The sequence below is a fragment of the Streptococcus canis genome (assembly GCF_900636575.1).
Taxonomy (GTDB): Bacteria; Bacillota; Bacilli; order Lactobacillales; family Streptococcaceae; genus Streptococcus; species Streptococcus canis.
In genome coordinates, this window is the sequence record NZ_LR134293.1 from 1,607,390 (window position 1) to 1,629,553 (window position 22,164).

General features: G+C 36.8%; 17 protein-coding genes and 1 pseudogene. 1 reads left to right on the plus strand and 17 read right to left on the minus strand.

Annotated features, from left to right (window positions below):
- Nucleotides 1-60: 60 nt before the first annotated feature.
- From EL097_RS08160 to EL097_RS08170, 3 genes are read right to left on the minus strand one after another with little or no spacing between them, the layout of a single operon-like run.
- Nucleotides 61-1,926, minus strand: a complete 1,866-nt coding sequence (locus EL097_RS08160) for an SAG1250 family conjugative relaxase (RefSeq protein WP_003048444.1) — start codon at nucleotides 1,924-1,926, stop codon at nucleotides 61-63.
- Nucleotides 1,913-2,278 carry a MobC family plasmid mobilization relaxosome protein gene (locus EL097_RS08165; protein ID WP_003048443.1) on the minus strand — a complete coding sequence of 122 codons (366 nt, stop codon included), beginning with the start codon at nucleotides 2,276-2,278 and terminating at the stop codon, nucleotides 1,913-1,915. Before EL097_RS08165 ends, EL097_RS08160 begins: the two co-directional genes overlap by 14 nt.
- Before the next feature lie 6 nt (nucleotides 2,279-2,284).
- A complete protein-coding gene (locus EL097_RS08170; RefSeq protein ID WP_003048442.1) occupies nucleotides 2,285-2,647 on the minus strand; it encodes an SAG1252 family conjugative relaxosome accessory protein in 363 nt (120 codons plus the stop codon).
- 351 nt (nucleotides 2,648-2,998) lie between these two features.
- Here EL097_RS08170 and EL097_RS08175 point away from each other — a divergent pair, with 351 nt between their 5' ends.
- Nucleotides 2,999-4,162, plus strand: a complete 1,164-nt coding sequence (locus EL097_RS08175; protein ID WP_003048441.1) for an ATP-binding protein — start codon at nucleotides 2,999-3,001, stop codon at nucleotides 4,160-4,162.
- A gap of 94 nt (nucleotides 4,163-4,256) precedes the next feature.
- Here the strand turns inward: EL097_RS08175 and EL097_RS08180 are convergent, their stop codons facing one another.
- The 14 genes and pseudogenes from EL097_RS08180 to EL097_RS08250 all read right to left on the minus strand — a co-directional run bounded on the left by EL097_RS08180 (nucleotide 4,257) and on the right by EL097_RS08250 (nucleotide 22,154).
- Nucleotides 4,257-6,074: a UvrD-helicase domain-containing protein gene (locus tag EL097_RS08180; protein WP_003048440.1), complete on the minus strand. Its 1,818-nt coding sequence runs from the start codon at nucleotides 6,072-6,074 to the stop codon at nucleotides 4,257-4,259.
- Nucleotides 6,061-8,130, minus strand: coding sequence for an ATP-dependent nuclease (locus EL097_RS08185; RefSeq protein WP_003048439.1), 2,070 nt, complete (start codon nucleotides 8,128-8,130; stop codon nucleotides 6,061-6,063). The genes EL097_RS08180 and EL097_RS08185 overlap by 14 nt, the downstream gene beginning before the upstream one ends.
- A complete protein-coding gene (gene pezT, locus EL097_RS08190) occupies nucleotides 8,127-8,903 on the minus strand; it encodes a type II toxin-antitoxin system toxin PezT (RefSeq protein WP_003048438.1) in 777 nt (258 codons plus the stop codon). The genes EL097_RS08185 and pezT overlap by 4 nt, the downstream gene beginning before the upstream one ends.
- A complete protein-coding gene (gene pezA / locus EL097_RS08195) occupies nucleotides 8,903-9,379 on the minus strand; it encodes a type II toxin-antitoxin system antitoxin PezA (RefSeq protein WP_129545018.1) in 477 nt (158 codons plus the stop codon). The genes pezT and pezA overlap by 1 nt, the downstream gene beginning before the upstream one ends.
- 69 nt (nucleotides 9,380-9,448) lie before the next feature.
- Nucleotides 9,449-9,739 carry a hypothetical protein gene (locus EL097_RS08200; RefSeq protein WP_003048436.1) on the minus strand — a complete coding sequence of 97 codons (291 nt, stop codon included), beginning with the start codon at nucleotides 9,737-9,739 and terminating at the stop codon, nucleotides 9,449-9,451.
- Nucleotides 9,740-9,787: 48 nt separating this feature from the next.
- Entirely contained in the window at nucleotides 9,788-10,177 is a 390-nt protein-coding gene (locus tag EL097_RS08205) for a DUF5945 family protein (protein ID WP_003048435.1), read from the minus strand.
- The gene (locus tag EL097_RS08210) at nucleotides 10,174-10,401 is read right to left on the minus strand and encodes a DUF5965 family protein (RefSeq protein ID WP_003048434.1); all 228 of its coding nucleotides are present in this window, start codon (nucleotides 10,399-10,401) and stop codon (nucleotides 10,174-10,176) included. The genes EL097_RS08205 and EL097_RS08210 overlap by 4 nt, the downstream gene beginning before the upstream one ends.
- 51 nt (nucleotides 10,402-10,452) lie before the next feature.
- Nucleotides 10,453-11,529, minus strand: a complete 1,077-nt coding sequence (locus EL097_RS08215; RefSeq protein ID WP_003048433.1) for a toprim domain-containing protein — start codon at nucleotides 11,527-11,529, stop codon at nucleotides 10,453-10,455.
- A 39-nt stretch (nucleotides 11,530-11,568) separates the two neighbouring features.
- Nucleotides 11,569-12,207, minus strand: coding sequence for a hypothetical protein (locus tag EL097_RS08220; RefSeq protein ID WP_003048431.1), 639 nt, complete (start codon nucleotides 12,205-12,207; stop codon nucleotides 11,569-11,571).
- A gap of 94 nt (nucleotides 12,208-12,301) precedes the next feature.
- The gene (locus EL097_RS08225) at nucleotides 12,302-12,601 is read right to left on the minus strand and encodes a DUF5966 family protein (RefSeq protein ID WP_003048429.1); all 300 of its coding nucleotides are present in this window, start codon (nucleotides 12,599-12,601) and stop codon (nucleotides 12,302-12,304) included.
- A 10-nt stretch (nucleotides 12,602-12,611) separates the two neighbouring features.
- A complete protein-coding gene (locus tag EL097_RS08230; protein WP_003048427.1) occupies nucleotides 12,612-12,911 on the minus strand; it encodes a DUF5962 family protein in 300 nt (99 codons plus the stop codon).
- 70 nt (nucleotides 12,912-12,981) lie between these two features.
- Nucleotides 12,982-13,791 carry a hypothetical protein gene (locus EL097_RS08235; protein WP_003048426.1) on the minus strand — a complete coding sequence of 270 codons (810 nt, stop codon included), beginning with the start codon at nucleotides 13,789-13,791 and terminating at the stop codon, nucleotides 12,982-12,984.
- Nucleotides 13,792-13,924: 133 nt separating this feature from the next.
- A pseudogene (gene ltrA, locus EL097_RS08240) lies at nucleotides 13,925-15,583 on the minus strand (group II intron reverse transcriptase/maturase).
- 559 nt (nucleotides 15,584-16,142) lie between these two features.
- Nucleotides 16,143-22,154 (minus strand): SNF2-related protein, encoded by a 6,012-nt coding sequence (locus tag EL097_RS08250; RefSeq protein ID WP_129545019.1) that lies wholly within the window; start codon nucleotides 22,152-22,154, stop codon nucleotides 16,143-16,145.
- Between the last annotated feature and the right edge of the window lie 10 nt (nucleotides 22,155-22,164).

Below are 22,164 nucleotides of genomic sequence, written 5' to 3' on the forward strand. Positions count from 1 at the left end.
CTTTGTTGTTTTTTTACATTATATCAAAAATAAACTGGAATATGTTGGAATTTTGAACATTTAATCAATATTAATGGAAAAATCATCTGTCTTGTATTTATCCATATTTAAAATTCTTACGTATTCCTCCAACTTCCTTACTGTATTTTCGTATTCTTCGATTTTATTGTATAGCTGATTCTGTATCATTTCAATCTCAGATTCAATTTGCTCTATTGTTACATCTTGCGATAAATTCATCTTGGAACACTCATACTTAGCTAATCGTTTGGAATCTTGATTCTCGCTTTGTAAGTTAACAAGGACTTCTGCCATCTTGTTTAAGGTGGCAGTTTTTTCTTGTAGATTTGTCAAATCTATATCTAGCTGTGCGATTTCTTCAACCAATTTATCTTTTAATTCAAGAAATGATTTGTTTTGAGTGTTTAGTGTCATTAACAAATTGATTTCTTCAATTTTTTGTTGAAGATCGACCAGACTTATTCGTTTCTTATATGGTAGAGAGCTATTATCATATGTCAGTTGGCGAATCAAGTCTCTTCCTTTCATAAAACGATTCTTTTCTGAATTTTCCTTGTGAAAAATGAAATAAGAAGATGTTTCTCGAATAAACAACATATACTGTTTCTTATTTTCTTGTTCTACGATATTTAGTTGATGATTTGGAATGAAGATTAGTCCTTCTTGTCCAATCCCCATCCAAACTTTAATGAAAAGTCCATCTGAAACCATCTTTTCAACTTGCTCTTCAGCAATCTCAACTTCAAACTCATGTACGGCATCTCTCTTAGTCTTGTACGTTTCATACGCTTCGGTTATTTCTTCTACGGTCAATATGTCTGAATGCTGTTGTGTCTCAAATTTTTCAAATTCCGTTTTTACTTCACTATTATGAAGCACTTCAACTACATCATGTTCTTTGAAGTAGCTCTCAAAATACATAGTGTCATAAAGATTTTTCTTACTTAATGACTTATTTGGTATGGAAATGTAGCTTTGTCCATCAGAAAGAACAAAATCTATCGTTTTTATTTTGCTCTTCAATTCTAATCCCAGTAACCCAGCTTTCTCAACTAAATCATCAAATGAATTGGATCTTGGCAACAAAAATTCTAAAATCTGTTCAATCTTTTTCTTGGCAAAATAATGTTGAAAATATTCTTTTGAATAGGGTTCTCTCTTATTCAGCTTGTCTCCTCGGATGACTTGCTTCATATCTCTATCTGTCATGAAAAATCGACTATGTTTCCTTGAGAAATCTATTTTGATATTTAGTTGCTCAGCTTTTTGCATAAAATTATTGAAATCAATTGAATGTTCCATGAGAAAAAATAACCGCTGCTTCAATTCGTATTTGTGATTAGAACGGCGATAGACCTCATAATCTCTATGAGAATATCGTTTAGGTGGAATAATTTTGGCACCAGCTACTTTAGAAATTCTATCCGAAATCATTTGCAAATTTCTTTCAATAGCGTAGTCCCACTTCAACTTTTTTTGAGATTGGCAGGCGACTGAGTTGATAATAATGTGATTATGACAATGGTCCTGATCAACATGAGTGGCTACAATGAATTTATATTGACCACCTGTCAACTCTTTTACTGTTTCATAGCCTATGCAGTTGATTTCCTCTGGACTTATTTTATCTTCTGGAGAAAAAGACTGAATAATATGATGAGCATGTATTTTTTGTTGGTTCTTCTCCAGCCTATCAAATCGAGAATCGTAGAGGTTATCATTCAAAAGAAAATTATTTTGATACATCTTTACCATTTCCATATAGTCAGGGAAATCCAGATAATTGCTGATTCCGAAATCTGAAATCAATGATAAGTTCCTGGTTTTCATTGGATTAAGAATATATTTTATCAATTGCCTGCGGTATTTTTTCCCATGAACTGCATAGTGCTTAGTGATGACCATAAAATTCTCTCAATCGTTGACACTTAATATCAAAATCTTTTTGTAACTGCCTTTCCAATTCTGCCATACCTAGCTGTAATTCCTTGATTTGATGAGTGTTTAAGAGATGACTTTGATTGACTGCACGCGCAATTTGATTGATATTATTCCCTATTCTCCGAATTTCAAAAATCAGGTCTTGAAAACCTGATGTATCAAACGTGATAAAATTCATACCAGGATCAAGTAAGGTCTTTCTGGCATAATGGGAAAAGTTTGGACATTGACTTTGGGCAATCTTTTTGTTGAGAATAGCCAATTCTTGATCACTCAAATACACTTTTTTCAGATTGGTTCGATAACGATTCTCCATAACTTATTACCACATATATTTGTCCTTAAAAGCTCCACTTAGTGGAATGGTGTTCCCAATTTCATTCATCAACTCTTTAACGCAGTTCAGGATAATCCCAAGATGTTCACTTGTAACTGATTGAGTTGAGTTTGCTAGAACAGTGATCTCGTGTATATCGCGACCAATCTGCTCCACTTTTTGATGTTGCCAATACTTTATCCATTCTTCGAGTTGTTGATTTGAGTGGTATTTCTGGTTCAATAATTTACCTCTAACAAAAGGTGAGAATTGCTCATGGCCCTCCCCTTCCATCAACTCCTGTATCTGTCTATACTCTGCTACAGAAAAGTTTACTTCTTTGCGTATCTCTCTAACTTGTTCTCCCATCTGACATCCTCCCTATCTGTTATTATCGGCTCAGCCCCGCCCTCGTATTTGATACGGTACTGCACACTATCTTCCTTTTAGGTCTTTGCGAGCTCAGATATTGTGTCCACAATATCCCAAAAATCATATCGCCAGCTGACCAAAACTCTCCAGTTTTGACAGCTAACGATAAGATAACTTGGTGGCTTCGCCCCCAAACCCCAAGTGAAAAATCATGGATTGATTTTCTTAAGGATGATATAAGAATAATAAGGATGATTTGGAAAAGGTATCACAACTAATACAGTTATAATTGACTTTCTTAAATTCTATGATACAATTCCTGTAAACTGAATATTTAGAGAAATAGGCATGCTGAATATAGAACAAATAGATTTACTACTTAATACTCCTGAAGATGAGTTTCATGATTTCAAACAAAAATGGCATCATTCAAAGTCTGAATTAGTTCGTGACATATTGAATTTTGTTAATACATCACATCACGAAGATTGTTATATCATTTTTGGAATTGATAATATCACTTTAGATATAATCGGTGTAAACAATGATGATAATAGAAGAAATGAAGAAGATCTAACAGATTTACTACATAAACTCTTTATATCAACAAATAATCAAATTAAAATTAGCATACAAACTGAAACTATAGACAACAAAAAAATTGACATCTTAATTATTTATGATACAGATAGAGTTCCTGTATTTTTAACAAAAGATTATAAGCCTAAGAAAGATACTGCATTGCCAAAAGGATTAATATATGCTAGAAATGGCTCTATAAATACTCCTAAAGACTCCTCGGCTCCTTTTGAGTTAATAAATAAGTTGTTTCAAAAGTTTAATCATACCGACTTAAATATCAAAGAGCAGTATTTTCATGTTTTAAAAGACTATAAAAATTGGTTCTTCATTGAAAATGAAGACGGAAGATTTTTTATTTATAATCCTAATCCCGATTTTTATATTAAGCTTACCGACGATGATGCAAATCGTTTCGAAACTATGCCTTATAGTTTAAATCAATACCAAACCAATGTTGATTGGCAACTAGTACAACTCCGTTATCGACACCTTACAATTATCGACTTTATGGCTTTATATTTAGATCAGGGAAATTGTCTAGTGCCCTCCCCTGATTTAGAAAGTTTTGAATGTGGTTATTCTGACACTATTTATTACCACTGTTTATACAAAAATACTTTAAAATACCAATTGCTGAAAGTTTTTTCTTCAATATCTGGTCTCGAAAAATATCCTTTAGATAGATTTAAAAATAATATAGTAATTTATGATGATAAAATGGAATTGGAAAAGACTCACAACTTAATAAAAAGTAAATTTTCAACAGAAGAGATAATGAAGCAACTAGCAGTTTCAAAAAAAGATTTGAATTTGTACTTTAAAAAGGCGAAACAAAAAAATCCTAACTATAATAGTCAAGAAAATGAAAAAAACTTAACTGAACTAAACTTAATTAAGTTGTTAAAAAGTTTTCAAAAAAGTATATCTTGATAATCTACTATCACATTTTCAACTACTCAAACATGCAATATAAGGCATAGGAATTAGTTTATTTAAAAAACAAATTCCTATGCCTTAATCATTATTAATTACCAACCTTTACTAGGTTAGACTGGGTTAGCAATGAATATATCTCGTTAATATTTCTATTGTTTTGTGCCCTATTATTTCTCAATTTACAGTATGTGAAGATTAGGTGACTTTTTGCTCGTGAAAGTGCAACGAAGAACGCACTTTTATCTTCTTCAGGTTGATTATTAAAATTCCAGAATGCAGAATCCTCCAAGCCTAGAAAATAGACTGCCTCATATTCTAATCCTTTACTCTTATGGATAGTCATAATTGGAATTGAGTTTTCACCCTTGAAACTAGATACTATATCTAGCCATTCACCTTGTGTTTGAGAATATTCTTTGTATAATAACTTTGAAAAGTTCTTGACAATGATATCTAGGTCACTTTTCCCATTGTATGTTGAAAAGTTGGAAATAATTCTTTTTTCATCTATTTTTTCAATAATACAATCAATTAAATTTAGCATACTTTCTTCATTGGGAATAAAATTTGAAATTAGGTAAGTAATATCACTAACTATATTGTCAATCTCCTTATAGGATTTTGCTAAAATTAATTCATCAGTAAACTCATCTATTCCATTGATATTTCCATAAAAATTACTAATATTTTCCCAAATTAAAGGATCTCGTTTTCCTTGACTGCATGATATTAAATCTAATAATAGGTTACAAGTAGAGTCTTTTAAAAGCTCTTGATATTCATTTTCAATTCTTGCTTTAATCCCTTTACTGCTTAATGTAGTTATCAATTTTGAACTATAATCATCAATCTTCTGTTTTGCTAGGATACAAATTTCTGATGGTCGTATACCTCCTTGAATTTTTGATTCTATATCATTTGCAATTAACTCAGCTTCTAAACTTTCATTTTCAAATTCAAATAATGTTATTTCACCCTCTTGAAATTCTGGATAATTATTTGTCTGAATAGAACTGTGATTACTATTTAATATCTGATGAACCTCTTTTTGAAATTCTACAAGTTTAGGTACAGAGCGGTGATTCATCAACAATTGATATTCATTTGAATTAAAGTCTCGAATATAGTCTGGAAAAATATCAGGCTTTGCACCTGCCCATCTCATAATGGCTTGCTTATTATCTCCAACTGCTGTTAATTTACAAGACGAACCTAAAAAACAAGTTTTTAATAAATTATACTGGGCATATGTAGTATCCTGAAATTCATCTAGAAATACAAAATCGTATGTCATTTGAAGTGCTTTACGGATGTATTCGTTAGTAGCTATTATTTGAGTACTCAACTTTGTTATTTGCCTATACAAGAGGACCGGCTTATTATCTTGTGTTCCTTTTAGTAAATCCTTTTTTAATTTGTGAGTATTCCCGTCATTAAGTATAATATTTTCGACAATATTTCTTATATATGACATCCTCAATCCATTAACATTAATTCCATTCATAGAGAGTAGTTCTTTTATAGTATCCCAATCTTCAATCAAATAATCTCTTGATGGTCGTATATCCTCAGGTAGAACATCTCTAAATTGGTCTAAAATTCTCTTTTCAAAAGCCGAATAGGTTAATGAGGTAAAACGAGAAGCATATTCATCACCATAACGTTTTTTAACTCTATCTTTCAAATTTGCAGCAGCATCTGTTTTAAAACTTAAAGCTAAAATCTTTTTTGGAGAAATACATTTATTTGTAGAAAAAAGATAGTCTAACTTTTGAGCCAGTAATTCAGTTTTTCCAGCACCTGGTCCAGCAATGACTAGACTGTTAGTAACATCTTTAACTACTTCTAAAGCAGCATCCTCTAATTTAATGACTCCTTTAGGAAACCAATCGTCACTCTTCACCATAGTCAATATCTCCAAGTAATTCTTCCGCACGTCTAACTATTTTTTCAAACACAGGAGGTAGGTTTCTCTTTAATTTATCATCACTAATTGATGATAAAAATTGCATATGAGTTGTCGGCTTTCCTCTACCTAAAAAGAAATATTGATACCAAATCATTAATTCTTTTTCTTCTTTAGTAAAACTAACCCCCGATCCACTCTTATCTTTTAAAGTAGCTCTTTTCGCTTCCTCTATACGTTTTTCGAGACCTTCTAACTGCAATTTATCAATACAATCCAAATCAGTTAATTTTACTTTTTTACTATTCCCACCTGAATCAGCATATGAAACGACTGGCCCTTCTTTCGAAGATAACATATCCAGATAATGTTCCTTATAATGTTGTAACATCAAGAAGTCAATATCAATCGGTGAAGAGAAGTAGACACTAAATTCTTCAAGTCTATTAAACCAATTATTCAGGCGTGGTGCATCTATTGATTCAAACTCTCGTTCTCCAATCTCACTGAAATCAAGTCCCTGAGTATCGAACCATTCTCGGAACTCTGTGTTCAACTCATACAAATATTCAGAAATATATTTTATTCTTCCCCAACCGCCTCCGTATCTCTCATTATCAAAATCCAACAAGGTAATATGAGGAATTCTGAGAGCATTCAATAATTTCCAAAAATAGTTGACATGTCTGCCTCCTAAAGGGACAATTGAAATCTGAGAGCTATCTACCTCTTTCCCAAGTAAATCAAAAAACTTTGGTAATAGCAGTTCCTCACTGTCGCCTTCACCTAGAACTACTAACTTCGCAAAATATAGTTCAGGATAAGCTTGAATTGCTCCTTTAATATATTTATAAGATTCATCTATAGCTTGAGGTAGCTGTATATCAGAAACAATGGTTTGAAGAACTCTGTCATTATTTTCTATTCTTAAATACCTCAAATCTTCTGGGTCAATTCTTTTTACAATAGCTGGAGAATGTGACGTTAAAATTACTTGAGAGTTGTCATTATTGCCTAATTGCTTAAACCTTTTTATCAGTTTTCCAATGTGGTGTGGAGCAATATGATTTTCTGGTTCTTCTATTGCTAAGATAGTTAGTACTGGTGGAATCAATTTAAATCTTGGATTATCAGGATTTTCTTCACGATCTTTGGTAATTTCTAACTCAATATCAAGTATCGAATCAACAAGTGAAAAATAAAAAATAGATCTCAGTCCATCTCCTAGATCTGAAACTGTAAATGCTTCTTCAGTGGTTGTTGGTGAAAATTTTAAGGCAATCTGTCTAAGTGCTGCCGCCATCTCAGAAGAATTAATAATCAATTCTGCTTGAGAAAAACGGTTATCTTCATGATATAATTTCCATGATTTTTGAACCTCTTTGTTGATCTGAGTTAATGCTCCATTTTCAGATAAAAAAGTGTTATTCAACTCATCAATTTTATCTGTAATTTCATTTATCTCATCTTCGGTCCAATTTATACTATTTACCAACCTACTTAACATACTACCTGAAGCATTACCCAACTCCTTCTCAGGCGTTCTTGAAGCGGGTACATAAAGTACCCTAATTTTATCCAAATCCTTTCTAGGAGCACGATGTTTGTCTTCATCTCTAATAGTATCTTCATCAGATGAAATATAATAGATTTGAGTATCAACACTTCCTTCAACTGTTCCATCATCTTCCCAAGAAGATTCTAACCTGATTCGTAGAAATGGTTTGGCACCATCTTGAGAAACTGTAAAGTGTTCGAAAAACGATGGAATTGCTGGACCACAGAGGGTTCCATCAAGTTCATCAAACTCAAAAATAGTTTCTATAAAGAGGTTTTTAGTATTTTCTCCGGGCCTTGAACCTTTTAGAAGGTGAAAATCACTTTTTTTAATTATTCTATCATTTTGTTTATCCGAAAACAGCTTACTCAATGCTTGTAATACAGTTGTTTTTCCCGAACTATTATTCCCAATCAGTACCGTTTGATTATTTAATTCAATAATTTGACTTTCACCGAATGATCTAAAATTATTAATAATTACTTTTGTTAACTTCATTTCTTATCTCCATTACCTGAAACTAATTCACACAACTGTTCCTGCCCCACCTTCAACATCTCTTCCTCTACCTTGATCCATTTTCCAAAGAGGCATTCTTGTAGCACTTCTGCCGCGGAGCCTTCATCAGTTTCAGAATCGTAGATACAAGTTCGATCTCTTTGATAAATCTGAATTTGGTCAAAGAGTTTATCGCTTTCAAGCTCCTTTAGGTTATCAACCAAGTTCTCTACAATCCCATCATGGTGTTCTTTTGGGGTTGCTCTGGCCTGAGTCGGATCTATAGCATAAAGCTCTTCGTAACGAATCAAGGTACTGAGATAGGACAATTCTGGTTTGGTACCAATCACAGCTAAGGAAACTTGGTAACCTTTTGATGCTAATAATTGAGCAGTTTTTCTTGGAACTTGAGTGGTACGCAAAGTCCCTTCAATCAATAAATGATAACCCTGCGTGCTGAGTTCGTCAACAAGATGCTCTACCATTTTTCCAGCAAATCCCTTGGTATAGTCCACGCTGTCCTTGCCATACTTTTCTTGCAGGGCTAAGTAATTGGGATGCTGAGAACGATAGCTGTCACCATCGATGATAATGATATTACCTTGAAATTCCTTTTGCTTGATACGATGTATCGTTGTCTTACCTGCTCCGCTTTGTCCACCAAGTAAGATAGCTTTCGGTTGATCTGGAATCGTCTTTTCTCGGGTTAAAGCCCGAATGGTTCGTTGTAAGGCCTTCTGAAATGCAGCCTCACTAAATTCTTCCAACCTCATTAAGCCACCACCCGATGATGCACCATATCTAACATCCGCTCAATACCATCTAAGTAGCCATTGTAACGCTCTATTTCATCGAAAGTATCGACAAGGTAAATTTTCGTATGGAGCAATTCAGCCAAATCATCACTCATCAAAATCCAAGGATTCGATTCATCATCAAAAGCAATATCTTGACCATCCTGGTATCTATAAAGCTTTGATAAAATGGCTGCTCCACGTTCTTTTATCACTTCTACTTTTAAAGTCAGTTGGTGATCTTCAACAGGTGTTAGCATCTTGTCCTCCCCTACAATATCGACATAAGAAACGTTAAATTTCTGACAAATACGGTCGATGAGTTCTGTTGAAACTGTACTAGTCCCATTTTCATAACGACTTAAGCTATTGCGTGAAATCCCGACCATTTTCGCAAATTCTGGTTGTGTTAAATCGTGTGTTCGGCGTAGTGATTTAATATTGTCTCCAATCATAGATAAAGACCTCCTCATATTTGCTTTCATTATACCATAAAAAACGGATAACGCACCAAATATGGTGCGTTATCCGTTTTTAGGTTTCTTCGATTGTTTAAACTCTTCTATTCGCTTCTCCAACTGCTCAGTATTCAGTTTATTTTTCGCTTCCTGAATCGACTTATCAAGGTTTTGTTCCTCAGTGGTTATAATGTTCCGAGATATTTCTACTCTCTCACTAGACTTGAAGTTTGTATCAAAAACCACATCTAGAAGTTTCTCTACTTTGGTTAGTTCAGTATCTGACATCTCTGATAGTCGATGAATCAGTCGTTTAAATTGATCTTGATTCTGTGTTTTCTTTTGAAAAAATTTCATTATCTTCTCCTTAAATTGTAAAAGATAGCCCGCATAGGACTACCTGACTTATAAATCATCAATGGCTACTGAAATAGCCTGTAACTTTTTATTTTGGATTTTCTTTTCATCAATCAATTGATGAAGTTCTTCAATTTGCTTCTGACAGGCGGAAATATCCTTATTGTTTTGTGCAATGGTATTTGCTAAGTGTTGTTTATAGTCACTTGTAATATTTACATTCTTCAGCTGACTTTGTTTAACTTTTGATTCAGGCGTCTGTACATCTTTTGATTCTGACTCCTTTTGTTGCTGTTCAAAAGCAGCCACATAATCTACTTCTTCAATTGACTTTTCATCCTGCTTATGGAAAAGTGCTGCGATTTTAGCTCGTTCTTCATGGGACGATGTCGGTTTCACATCATCTAGTGGCTGATCAAAATTCCATGTTTTACTCATTCTGTATCCTCATTTCTGTAAATTGGTTGTAGTGTATTTTCTTTACCAAAGGCTTGCTCTAGTGCTTCATGAAATGACAACTGACTAGATTGTTGCCGTTTGATAAAGGTACTGTACATAGCTGTTTGTAGTTGGTCACGATAGTGTTCCAATTTCTCCGTCTCACGTGAGACCTTTTCTTCTTGCCTAGCTACTTTTTCAGCCAGACGTTCAATCACACTCATAGGGTCCTCCTTGTCACTTTCTAGATTATGATAGCGGACTTGATTTTGTTATCACAATTCCAAAGCGTGCTCTTGTTTAGGTGGAGGATGATTCTTATTGACTTGTGCTTGGGCTGTTTGGATAAAATCACTTAAGGATAGTTCACTCTGCTGTTTCACAATATCATTCCAATCTGACTTTGTTTCAAGTCCCTGCAATAGTGGTAAATCTTGAGAATTCGGAAATCCTTTATCTGACAGTTTCTGACAAAATTCTCTTCCTGCTTCATCGTTATCAACAGCCATTGTTATGACGTTTGAATGAGTTTGAAAAAAGGTTGTCGTCTCTTGTATTGCCTGAAGATAATAGCTAAATCTGCTTGGTTTTACTGTATCTAGAAATGTCAGTTTCCCCTGTTCCTCCGCTGCTAAACGAAAAGTCTGATAAGCAATCACAGAAAGTTTTAAGCCCTCCATTGAAACCAAGCGAACATCAGATAATTGCTTTTGATGAAGCTGATAATAACTCATCATATCAATAACCGATTCACAAAAAATGAGTCGCTTGGGATTCCCAATATCGAAACTAACACCGACATGGCCATGAGAGCCTTTCATGATTTTCTTCAAATAGCCACGTTTGTGTCTTTCTTCATTTTTGACGAGACCTTGAAGGCTTGCTGCCTGTAAGGTCCCATTATGGTCAAAGCTTTTAAACACTAATACTGGCTCCAATTGATAAGTAGCTTGAGCAAGCAATCCTTGTCTGCCAAAGGTATTAATAGTCTGATCACTTAGGCCACGGACGACTTGCAAGTAAGTACTTGCTTGCTGAAAGGGTTCTTCATGCAAATAATATTGAAACGGTTGATAAGTTTCTTCTATTATTTTGGTCTGTTTAAAATCTCCAGTTTCAAGATAGGATACAGCCTCATTGAAAGTGACACCTGTAACTAATTGAACAAAGTCAATCACATCCCCTTGTATATCTCTTGAAAACCATTTGAAAGTATTGGTATCCGCAAAAATCCGAAAGGAATCATGGTCTGGGTGTTCATAAATGTGTCCTGATAATTGTCTAAAAGAATAACCCAGACTTTCAGCCACATCTAAAATAGCCTTTTGTTTTACTGCTTTAATTCGTGTCATCTTGTCTCCCTATCAAAAAAAGCAGAAGACTGTCTCCTGCTAGTTGTTCTCACTTGTTGTAGTTCCTTGGATCATTGGTATGCTGGAATGAGCACCTTCTGTAGCTTCTTTCATGTCCTCCAGTTTCCCATTCCAAATGGTCAACTGATTAACTAGGAGCTTGTTGGAAACTTTGGAGTAGGATAACATAACCGTCTTAGTTTCTGTCTGAGTGGTTCGCTGTTGTTGCTCACTCAAATCTGAAACATAGGTCACTTGATAAGTTACTTCCGCAAGTGCAACATTGCTTTCTGTATTGACATAGATACTGGCTGATTCAAATCGGTAGTCAAGCATATAATCTTTATAAACTTGATTGATCGCTTTATTCTGATTTGCTTCCTCTTCTGAAAATGCCGAGTCCGTCATGTAAGGCTTGATACGAGCGTTATTTTCACCCAGCTGAACCTTGGTGAAATATTGAGTGAGAAATTCATTGACAAGCTCATCTGATAGGACTGTTGCTCTTTCCTTCTGCTTTTCCTTTGTCACAAGTTTATTGGCTTCTGCTCGTATTTGGTTCTCTGTTTGTTTTGAAACGGATTGTGAGCCAATCGTGTAGCCAATCATGACCATAAAACTGACTGCGATTAAACCTCCGACTCCAATCAGAAATCTAGCCTTCACTTTATTTAACATGGCTTACTCCTTTATTAGTGATAGCCTCATCATATCAAGATTAGCTTGGAAATTTTATCACAAGAAAAAGGACTACCTCTGGATAGTCCTTTTGTTATGCTGTTCTTGCACTCCACCACTTCATCATAAAGCTAAAAACGAGAAATAGATTCAAAGCAATATAAAAACCTGTAAAACTCAAAATCCCATTCGCTGCCAAATCTTCTGTATAGAGATACCTTTCCGTAAAGAATAGGTAAATCCCATAAACTTCTATAAAGATTAAACCACTGATAAATCCGATGAGAAATAAGCCTGTCGCTAGTCTAAAAATCTGATACAAAATAATAAAAATCAATCCTAAAGCGGCAACTAGCATAAATCCCTGCAATATCTGTTCTATTAGTTCTTGCATAAGATACCTCCTATCCCAATTGCTTACGATAATAGTTTGCTTGTTCCTTGTCGAGTTCATCTAGTTGAGCGACCAAATCAAGGTATTCTGTTTTCGTCACCTCATCTAAGTTTGGAAAGTCATTCTCACGAGTTGTGATGATGACTTCCAGTTGACCAATGATTTCTCGCTTTGAAAAGCTATAATCAAGAGTTTCATCTTCATACTGTTCCTTTAAGGTTTGGTAGTTAGCTCTATCCTCTGGGTTTGCAAAGCCTTGTGCCAACCATTCTTCAAGTTGATAACGCATTTCTTCTAGTGTTTGAGCCATGATCTATTCTCCTTTTGTGATTTCTTGACTTCATTTTACCGCGTTCAAAAATATTTGTCAGCCTTTTTTCTTATATCTCGAGTGCTATTTGTTGCTCCCTTTGTGGTGATGTGACTTCACTAAACATGGCCAAAGCCGCATCTATTTCCTCAATTTCTGCTTCTTTTTCGACCAAGGGAGCCAAAACCTCATACTTAGTCTTTACAAGTTGGTAATCCTCTTCCTTTGGAAAGACTTTCTCAACTTCTACTTTGGCAACTTTTAGCTTATCTTTCAAGTCCTTAACCATTTCTTCTGTCTTTTCTTGATCAGCCATAATATGGTCGATGGCATTACTGATCCGTTGAATGGTTCCCACGTCTGATTTCAAATCAAGGGCGACTGTATATTGGTTATCGCCTACAATCATCAAAGAAACAGTCTCTGGTAAAGGCTCACTAGGACCTCGTGTATTCATTTTTAAATAAAATCCTCTAAAGCTGGCAAGTGTTTTGACTTCCTTGGTCTCTGATCGGTTATAGGTAATGAGTTTTCGCAGATAGTCCCCAGCTTCAGCACGATTATCCATCGTCTGATTGTCAAACCGCATGACAAAATCTAGATGTTTAGTTGCTAGGGATTGGGCAATATCTTTATCATATTGACTCAACCGTTTTTCCAAGATAGGGAAGTGCTTCTCGCAATAGGAAACAGTGTGACGGTATTCATCTTTGGAACGGTTAAAGGCTCGTTTTTGATTTTCTAACACTGTCAGTTCATTTTCCAACTCCATTTTGAGTTTGAGATAGGGATTACCTGTGGCTAAAGCCTTAAAGTCTGAGGCAGTCATGGTTTGTTCATCAATGTCTTCAGCTGATCTCACAGGATCTTTTGAGGTCATAATCTGGGTGATATATTTGAGCTTATTCTCCTGTGTCTGGTCGAGTAGGTCAGAGGTCTCACGACCTCTTTCCCCTCTAAGAACCGTGCATGAGAGTTTCCCCTCACACGGCTCAAGCTTCTATAAGTCCTCGTTAGAGAACCAGCGTGTTTTCTTTTATATTTTTATGACAAGTAGGGTGTACCAATGCTTTTATTGGTTTATGGTCTTTCACGGTTTGATGAACTCGGAAATCTGTTTCCTTGGTGATTTTCAATTCGCAAACTGGACAAATCCCTTTTTGTTTATAATATAGTCCGTTAATCACACGTCTTCCTTTTAGTTCTTGTCGCATTTGCTTTTCTTGACGTTCCTCAAAATACGGTTGCCATTGTTCATCAAATGGGTTTGCTTCCGCCTTAATTTTAATATGTCGGCGAATATCAGTATCAGAAGCATATTTCAAGCGAAGATAGAATGGTTCGCCATTTTCCATTGTATCAGCAGTTGGAACACTAAAAATCCAACTACGGCTACCAAAAGTATGGAAATATTTATTAGCAACCCACCTTCTCCCCTTTTTAGGATGTCTTCAGACACACCACTGCCATAGACATTGATAGATATCAAAATCAAGTCTTTGAAATGATTCTGATGAAACGTTGTGCTTTTGGTAGTTAACCCAACCTATGATAATAGGATTTAACTTACGGATTAACAGCTCCTGTTTCATCGACGGGTTGTTTTTGATAATATCCCTGATTTTCGAAACAATACTTTCGTAATTCTTTTTGGAAGGTTTGGTTAGTAATTTTCCGTCGTACATTCTAATGTTTACGCCCAGAAAATCAAAGCCATCCGTGATATGACTTATCAACGTTTTTTCTTCAGATAACTCCAAGCCACGTTCTTTCAAGAACTCAATAATGACTGGTTTAACCTCATTTTCCAATAGTTCCTTACTGACACCAGTAACAATAAAGTCATCCGCATACCTAACAAAATTAATTTTTGGTGCATAGACTTGACCATTAACCTTTTTCTTTCTAAATGTCGTTGAAAGTTTTCTCTCTAGACCATCTAGTACCATATTTGAAATGATTGGTGAAATTGGTGACCCTTGAGGGCTTCCAAACTCTGTTGGAGATAACTTGCCATTTTCGATATAACCACTTTTCAACCATTTTCCAAGTATTGTCTTGTTCATTGGAATGTGTTTCATTATCCACTCGTGACTGATATTATCAAAACATCCTTTAATGTCACCTTCTAAAACCCACTTAGCAGATTTTTGCTTACTCAAAGCTGAGAAACATTGTTCAATAGCATCCTGAGTACTTCTTTTGGGTCTAAAGCCATAAGAATTTGGGTCTGCTGTTGTTTCTGCAATAGGTTCTAAAGCGAACTTAAATAATGTCTGCATTGCTCTATCTGTCATCGTTGGAATACTAAGAGGTCTTTTCTTACCATTTTTCTTAGGAATATAAATCCGTCTTAGTGGTTTTGGACGATAGCCTTTGACCTTTAATTTCTTGATTGCTTGATATTTAGCGTTAGGTGTTAACCATAACTCTTTATCAACGCCACTTGTCTTTTTACCTTGATTTTCAGTGACACGTTTCACTGCCAAGGCTTTTGCATAGAATGAAGTCGTTAGTAAATGTTGGAGTGATTTCACTCGGTTGAATTTACCCAACTTCCACGCTTTCACAATACGCATTTGTAGTTTTTTAACATAGATTTCAGCTTTCACGAAATCAATAGTTTCCCAACTGTTGGCTATGTTAGTAGTAGCACACATTTTACTGTTCATTTGCTTTCTCCTTTCAAAAATTCTACAAGTTCTCTTGTGATTAGAAACCGAATGGAAGTCTGCACTCTTTCGAGTTGAGGCAAATCTTGAACCTCTATCCATCTCATTACAAGATGGCATTCGCTTTTTCCATTTTCCTATACCTGCACTGTTATCAGCATTTCTTACGATTTGCCTTGCTAGAAGCAACAATACAGGCTTACCATGTTCCGCTTAATAAACAAAATGATAGGTTAGGCTCCACCTCTCTGCCGGCAGTCATTTGTCCGTGTAACCCCACTATGGAAAGGGTTAACCGACTGCACACCTTTTGGTTCAGGCTTATCAGCAACTTTAGCCTGTTCAACTTAACGACATTTAACAGTGGTTCACATTTGTTAGCCATACTATCAAGCCTAGCTCCCTAACCGCTTTGTTGCTAGCAGTATCGGTCTCCCCTCACGGTTCGACCTTAAAGTAGGGCTACCTTACGTATCAGCTTACCACATGGCGAACATGCAGTTGATACTTGGCTCAACTAACGGAATAGTTGGTCTGGTCATCATGCCAGACAGTTCAATTAAGCGACTTCATGTCGCACCCAGAGGTAATTGTCAAAGCTTCCTTTGGTAATGTAGTGATAAATATCCACCTCTTGGTGCATATTCCCTTGTCGGATGAGCCTACCATTTCGCTGTACAATATCAGAAGGCCTCCAGGGAACATCTAAGTGGTGGACAGCTTTCATGCGTGATTGCACGTTTAGACCCGTTCCACCTTTTTCCGTAGATGCCATTAGAATCCGAACTTCCCCACTATTGACTTTTCTTGATAGGGAATTTTTCTTCTCATCGGTATTGGCATCATGCACAAAGGCAATCTGTTCTTTGGGAATCCCTCGATCGACAAGTAGGTCTTTAAGTTCATTATAAACATCAAAACCTTCTTCCCTACTTTTAGGTGTTCCAATATCAGAGAAAATCATCTGAGTAGCCTTGTCTCCAGCTCCTTCACTATAGATTCGTTCGACATTATCAACTACTTGTAGGATTTTCTGATTGTCTGATAAGGTATAAGCAGGGTCAATCAATCGCATATCAATGGCCAGTTTTCTGGCTTCGCCTGTGATTTTAAGCATATTATCGACAGACGGGTCAACACTGCCTGATTTGATAGCGTCTGAACGCTCTACCAGTTCTTCTAAATAATATTTTTGAGCCTCTGTTAATTCACTTTCTACCGCAATAATCTTAGCTTCAGGAACGGGTAAATCAAGCATGTCTGAGGTCTGAATATCTGCAGTCTCCTTATAAATCCGCATAAGTTCAGGAAGGTTGACAAACTTCTTAAAGCGTTTCTTAGGTTGGTATTTATCCCCTGTTGGGGCTAGCTCCATAGAGTTCTCAATGTTCCCAAAAGCCCCGACCCACGAGTCAAAATTAGAAACCTGGTATCGTTCTAAGACGTCTGGTTGAATGTAATTCATCATGGTATAGAGTTCACTAATGGAGTTTGAGACTGGTGTTCCTGTCGCAAAAACGACATTTCTATCGCCATGCTCCGCCTGAACCTGTCTGACCTTCATCTCCATATCCACGTTCTTTTTAGAAGTGGTATTGGTGATTCCTGCTACATTGCCAAGTCCTGTGATTGGACGGATATTCTTGAAGTGATGAGCCTCATCCACAAATAGAAAATCAATGCCAAGGTTTTCAAATTCAATAAAGGTATCTCGTTCCAGTTTTTGGAGTTCTTCCAACTGGTGTTCCAGTCCCTTAATCGAACGTTCCGCTTCTTTCACCGTATAATCACTATCACTTCCTAACTTGATTTCACGAAGCTGCTCGAGTTTGTCATTAATATAGGTGACCTGCTTCTCTCGACTCATCGGAATCTTCTCAAACTGGGAATCCCCAATGACAATGGCATCATAGTCCCCTGTGATAATCCGTGAGACGAACTGTTTACGTTTGGCTTTGGCAAAGTCTTTCTTGGTGGTCACATAGACTTTCTTGGTTGGGAAGAACTTCATAATTTCTTGACCAAACTGTGCAGTCAGACTAGAAGGGACAACATAAAGAGGCTTATGCACCATCCCTAATTCCTTCAATTTAAAGCCAGCTCCAAGCATGGTCAAGGTTTTTCCAGACCCTACCTCATGGGCTAGTAGGGCACGTTTCTCCTCCACAATCCGTTGAATGGCATTCTTTTGGTGAGGTCGTAAAGAAATATTCTGGGCGAGTCCATCAATGGTTAAATGGCTACCATCATAAACCTGAGATACTGTACGATTATAGAGACTATTATAGGTGTCTTCAATCATCTGTTGGACTTCTGGATACCTTGACACATAGTCTTGAAATAGCTCTTGTAGGTGCGTTTCCTTGGCACACAGTACCGTTGTTTTCTCCACATCCGTTACATTCTTTTTCTTATCCCCTTCGACAATTTGTTTTGTGATGGTTGGTTGATTGGAATTCAGGAGATTTTCAAAGATCTTTCGACCACTATCATAGCGTGAAGCAGGGACACCTAGACTCCTATCCGTTGCGTTGGAATAGGTGTAGGCAAACTTAGATTGGTATGTGATGACCCCGTCAATGGGACTGACTTCAAGGACTGTCGCTACTTCTTGGTCAGACAGTCCATAGACTTTCCCCATAAAGGTTTCTTGGGCAAATTTTCCGTAAACAGACAAAGGAATCCAGCGTGAACCGATTCGATAATCAATGTCTGCCAAGGTGATGCGTGCTGGTTTGACCGCTTCTAGTAACCCTGCATAATGCGACCAGTTAAAGTCCTGATTGTCTTGTTTGACGAATAGGTCCACCACTTCTAACTTGCTAACGACATCACCTGACAGAAAATCTTGGCGAGAAACATAGGTCAATTCTCCATTTAAATACTTCTCAGGATCTGGCATAATATAGTCCCCTAATTCCTCGATCAAAACTGCCTTAGAATCAACCTGATAAATGGACATCATATAAGCAAAATCAACACCACGACCGTCTGCTAAACTGGAATTTAAGGCATCAAGGGCAGTGTGTACCTTTTTAACCTCTTTTTCAGGACGCACTAGAGCCTTCTCAAAGGCAAGGGATTTAGTATAGATAACAGACTTTCCACTTGGATCCAGACTTTCATCTTCTAAACTAGCAAGAAGCGAATACTTATCATCACTATCAAAGAGATTACGATTGACAGCACTATTCAAATACCCATAGCGTTTGACGAATGTGTCATAGGTACGATTGAGTTTGCCTAACAAGTAGTTGAACTCGCCTTTATCATAGTCATAATAGCGTTGAATAGCTATGACTTCTTGATAGGCATTACGAATGTCCACCATTCCTTTGATTCGTGCTACTTCTTTCTCAGATAAGGGAGCTTCATAGAAAACTGTCTTTTTATATAACCCTTTAAACTGACCTCGTTTTGCTGCATCATCAGTCACATAAACATCCAGAGCAGTGCTATTTGTGACTTCTAAGCTATTAAAGCGATCAATCTGTTTTTGAGAGTATTTAGAATCCCAAGCTTTGAAGTTACCCTCTTCATCGACATAGTAACTGATTTCTTCCGTCTTGGTCCCCACTCGAATACCTTTGTTATCTCGATAGTAAATTATAGAACCCTGATAGCCAAAACTGTACTGACCTAGATTTTCTCTAATATCAGGTGGAATCGAGGTATCAATCACTTGTTTGGTCAATACATCTGGGTTAATGATGACCTCATTTCGATCAATCTCCCTTGGGGCTTTTACTTGATTCAGAGCAGTCTGGACACTAGCAACCAAGTTGTCACTAGTCCCCTTAACAGAAAGTGTTCCACCGTTAAAGTTTCTAACCTCATAGGTTCCTAGCACTTGGCTATTGTATTCTCCATCAAAGTAAGGATTGAGCCAAATACGGTTGTCCTTATCATAACGAATAGACCCTGAAAAGGCTAAGTCATCTGCCACATATCCCTTGTTCAAGTGTTTTTGGAAGAACAACATATCCGTTGTAACATTCGTTCCTGCAATGGACTTAAAGGCAGTATCAGGCAAGCGAACCCCTCCAAGAAAGTCAGTTGTCTCACGAATATCTTGTAAAATGTTTTCGGTTCGCTTATCCATGGTTCCTGTAGATGAAATAATGGCTACTTGCCCACCATCATGCACCAAATCAAGTGACCTTTTGACAAAATAGTCATGAATCATGTAAGGCTTATCGTACCTGTTATCCGCGATCCGAATATTGGCAAATGGCACATTTGAAATCACCAAATCAAAACTATCATCATTAAAAGCAACCGTCTCAAATCCTTTGACCTCAATATGGCTATTCGGGTGAAGGTGCTTGGCAATGGCTCCTGTAATGGTATCTAACTCCACACCATACAACTTACTTTTATCTCTCAAATGTGTTGGCATAGCCGCAAAGAAATTCCCTGTTCCCATGGAAGGGTCTAGAATTTTACCGCCTGTAAACCCATCTCTTTCCAACTTATCCCACATCTGACGGATAAGGGCAGGTTCTGTGTAATAAGCCGTCAGAGAGGACTGTTTCATATCTGAGTATTCTTTACCTGAGACTAAGTTTTTGAGTTCTTCACGTTCCTTTGAGAACTTCGGATTATAGTCATCAAAGAAATCATTGGCAAGCCCTCCCCAGCCTACATACTTGGCCAGCAGTTCTTGTTCATGTAGAGTAGCTTGTCGTTCTTCTGCTTCAAGTGTTTTCACCAAACGAATAGCAGCTAGATTGGTTTCAACCTTATCCCTAGCAGTTTTAGGGTAAAAATTCGTCAAATCTTCTGGGAAATGGAAATCCGTTGTTGGAATATCTGGAATTGATTCTACAAGCACTTCTTCTGGTACATAAATGGTTGGCTTTTCACTGTCATGACTAACTTCTTCCGATTGTTCTGGATCCAAAACTCCAATGTTCTGAACAGCTTCATTAACGGATTGACTTGTTTCCTCTTCCAGAAATGAAAAAAGATTCAACTCTTGTTCTGGTTCGTCCAACTCTACTTTTGGTTCTGGCTTTGGGATATGAAGCGCCTGACTAATTTCCTCCCATGTTCTCAAATAAAGAACTGGATTTTGTTCAATCATATCGGAGAAATCATTAACCAACTCAATTCGAATCAAGCCGTTTAATCGAGCATCACTGACAGACGTCACTTCAAAGTCCTGTCCTTTATAGGAAACCAACGACCCAAGCGGATAGTTGTCCAAAACCATCTGAACAAGTGGATTTCCCTCAAACGCTTCATCAACCACTTCTTTCATCTTAGGTTTCTCTAGCTTGCTCTTCCAATCCCGTAGGTTCAAGTCCGATTGACTACTCTTAGCTTTTTCAAATCGCTCCGCATCTTCTCGGCTTAATTCTTCATGTAAAAAGGCATAAGCAACCTGTCGCAGTTCTTTTAATGGAAGCTGACTGCCAAAGAAAAATTCAACTTTTTCATGACTCAACCCCATCTGAAGCAATTCCGTTGCAAGAGCTAGTTGAGTTACCGAGGCTTTGGGATAGCCACCTAATAAAGCAAGATCCGCATTTTTCAAACGAAAACGACCTGCGGCATCCAATAAAATACCGATTTGGTCTGGTTCAAACTGAGATAAATCAATCCCTACCCGAGTCAATTTCTCTTGATTTTCTGTCCTAATGGCTTGTCCAATTTTTTCTAATTCCTTTTCCTCAACTTGAGTCAAGGTTCGTTTCAACTCATAGAATCTACCATCAGCCTCTAGATAGGCGAGTAACTCCTCGCCATCAAAGACTGGTGTCATTTCCATTTCAGTGTCAAAATCACCTCGTCTAAAACTTGGGGCTTTGGAACGTTCATTTCGAATTTGGTCAAAATATGTTAGTATCTCAAATTTACGTAGTAAAGATAACTCTTCATAAGCTGGCAGATGACTTGTTTTTCCAGTTCGGATATCCAGTTGAGACAGATCTACATCCAAACTGGCAATAACCAGAAAGCCCTCTTCTCGAAAAGATATTGCTTGATGAACACTTGTTTCGTGCTCATCAACAGTTTCTTCATTTTCTTGAAAAGTTTCATCAACTCTTGTTTCTAACTCAGGTTGGTAGGTCAAGAGAAACTGTTCAATATCCCGACTGATGCGATCTGCTAAATTATTGGCCACACGGTACACATTGACCAGATTAGCTCCCTTACCTTTTTCTAGCAGAGAAGCTGACGATATGGTTTGGTAGTGACCATTGGAATCCAATAGTTGAAAACGTGTGGCTAGATTGAACATGGCTACTTCAACCACCAAGTCTTTTTCTGATTGTGATAATTTGTCAAGTTTCTGGAGACCCTGTTGACCGAATACTTGAGTATAAGTCAACAGGTCATGAGCAGTATCATAAGGACTAGCCTGTACAAAAGCTGAAACGTCCGTCTCAAAATGAAGTACCTGAACAGGACTTTGGACTTCCTTTCTATTCGCAATAAATTCTTGGATAAGGCTGTCCCAATCCTCATCAAAGTAGTTTGCTTGGTAATACAAAAATGCTTCAAGCATGGCTCTGTCACGAGGAATGGTAGCCCGCAACATCTGTAGTAAAACTTCTTGATTCATTCGTTCCTCC